General features: G+C 71.9%; 1 protein-coding gene. It reads left to right on the top strand.

Going from position 1 to position 2623, the window contains the following annotated elements; translation table 11 throughout:
- On the top strand, positions 1-2623 hold a 2623-nt coding region (locus ACFQ87_RS45520; protein ID WP_380616931.1), incomplete at both ends, for a polyketide synthase dehydratase domain-containing protein.

Below are 2623 nucleotides of genomic sequence, written 5' to 3'. Positions count from 1 at the left end.
CACACCAACGGCATCCCCGTCACCTGGACCAACCACCCCACCACCCCCACCCCCCTCCCCACCTACCCCTTCCAACACCAGCACTACTGGCTCCACCACACGCCGAAGGCCAATCCGGCGGCGGCCGGCTTCACCCCCGTCGACCATCCGCTGCTCACCTCGGTCACGGCACTACCCGACGACGACACCCTCCTCTTCACCGGCCGCATCTCGCTGCCCACGCACCCCTGGCTCGCCGACCACGCCGTGAACGGCACCGTCCTCCTGCCCGGCACCGCCTTCCTCGAACTGGCGCTCAAGGCGGCGCAGGAGACAGAAACGCCGTACGTCTCGGAGCTCACCCTGCTCGCACCGCTCACCATGGCCGCCGAGCAGCGGACGACGATGACCCTCCAGGTCCGGGTCAATCCGACCGACGAGGCCGGCCGACGGACACTGACCGTGCACGGGCGCATCGGTGACGGGGCGTGGGTCCAGCACGCGGCAGGTGTCCTGACCGGCCAGCGCCCCGCCGATCCGGAGCGGACGGCCGAGTGGCCGCCGCCCGGAGCCACCGCCGTCGACGTCTCGACCCTCTACAGCGACCTGCTGGACGTCGGTTACCACTACGGGCCCACCTTCCAGGGCGTCCAGGCCGCGTGGAAGCTCGGTGCCGAGGTCTACGCCGAAATCAGGCTCCCCGAGGACCACCGGACCGAAGCCGACCGCTTCGGAGCGCACCCGGCGCTCCTGGACGCCACGTTGCACGCGCTGGCCTTCGCCGAGCAGGAGTCCGAAGGCGTCCGGCTGCCGTTCAACTGGACCGGCTGCGTCCTTCACGCGGCGGGAGCCAGCGCGGTGCGCGTCCGGCTGACGCCCACCGGCCCTTCGTCCTTCGCGGTCAGTGCGAGCGATGACGCCGGCCGGCCGGTGATCAGTGTCGACTCACTGGTGGTGCGCGAGGTAACGGACGGCCAGCTGGCGACCAAGCCGTCGGCCTCCCAGGACGACTCGCTGTTCTGGCTGGACTGGACGCCGGTGACCGGCACTCCGGCCGGCGGTCCGTCCGCCTTCGTGGTGGTCGGTCCGGATCCGCTGGGGCTCTCCGCGGGAGCCGTCGGGACCGTGGCCGATCCGTCCGGGCTCTTCGCGCCGGACGCTGGGGAAGCAGTACCGGCCGGGGCCGCCGTGGTCGCCTTCTTGCTCGGCGGTTCGGGTCCGGACATCGCCGCCGCCGCCCACGAAGCGACCGAGCGCACCCTGGAGTTCGTGCGGTCCTGGCTGGCCGATGACCGGTTCACGACCACCCACCTGGTGCTCGCCACCAACGGGGCGGTGGCCGTCGACGACCACGAGGACGTCACCGATCTCGCCGCCTCCGCCCTGTGGGGCCTGATCGGCTCGGTGCAGAGCGAGTTCCCCGGACGCATCACCCTCGTGGACACCGACCGGGACCCGGCCACCACCACCGTGTTCCCGGCCGTGCTGGGCGCCACCGAACCGCGTCTGGCAGTCCGGCAGGGCAAGCTCCTGGCGCCGCGCCTCGCCCGGATGAGTGCCCATCCCTCGCTCCAGCCGCCCGCGGGGGAAGCTCCCTGGCGACTCGACACCGCGCTTCCCGGCGTCCTCGAAAGCCTCGAACTCGTGCCGTACCCCGAGGTCCTGGAGCCGCTGGCACCTGGTCAGGTGCGGATCTCCGTCCGGGCCGCAGGCCTGAACTTCCGTGACGTGATCGTGGCCCTCGGCGTCGTGGAGGGACAGAACGGCATCGGCGGCGAGGCCTCCGGCGTCGTGCTGGAGGTCGGCGAAGGCGTGCACAACGTCGCGGTGGGCGACCGGGTGCTGGGACTGTGCCCGACGTCGTTCGGACCGATGGCGGTCACCGACCACAGGTGGCTCACCCGGATGCCGGACGACTGGACCTTCGAGCAGGGCGCGGCCCTACCGATCACCTATCTCACCGCGTACTACGGCCTGGTGGACCTCGGCGGTCTGCAGGCCGGGGAGTCGGTGCTGATCCACGCCGCCGCCGGCGGCGTCGGCACGGCCGCCGTCCAGCTCGCGCGGCACCTGGGCGCCGAGGTCTACGGCACGGCGAGCCCCGGCAAGTGGAAGGCGGTCCGCGCCAACGGGGTGGCTCCGGACCGGATCGCCAACTCCCGCACGGTGGAGTTCGAGGAGCAGTTCCTGACGGCCACCGGCGGCCGGGGCATGGACGTGGTCCTCGACTGCCTGGCCGGGGAGTTCGTGGACGCGGGCCTGCGCCTGCTGCCGCGCGGCGGTCGCTTCCTGGAGATGGGCAAGACCGACAAGCGCGACCCCGCCGAGGTCGCCGCCGTCCACGCCGGCGTCGACTACCGGGTGTACGACATCCAGGATGCCGGTCCGGACCGGACGCAGGAGATGCTGCGCGAGGTGATGGACCTGTTCCGCCAGGGGAAGCTCCAGCATCCGCCGATCACCGTGTGGGACGTGCGACAGGCCCGGGAGGCCTTCCGCAACCTGAGCCAGGCCAAGCTCACCGGGAAGGTCGTCCTGACGATCCCCCAGCCGCTGGACCGGTCCGGTACCGCACTCATCACCGGCGCCACCGGCATGCTCGGCTCCCTCATCGCCCGCCACCTCGTCCACCACCACGGCATCC

The sequence above is a fragment of the Kitasatospora sp. NPDC056531 genome, assembly GCF_042794375.1.
Classification (GTDB): domain Bacteria; phylum Actinomycetota; class Actinomycetes; order Streptomycetales; family Streptomycetaceae; genus Kitasatospora.
The sequence above is the reverse complement of the archived record's forward strand: the minus strand, read 5'-3'. Positions and strand labels throughout refer to the sequence as shown.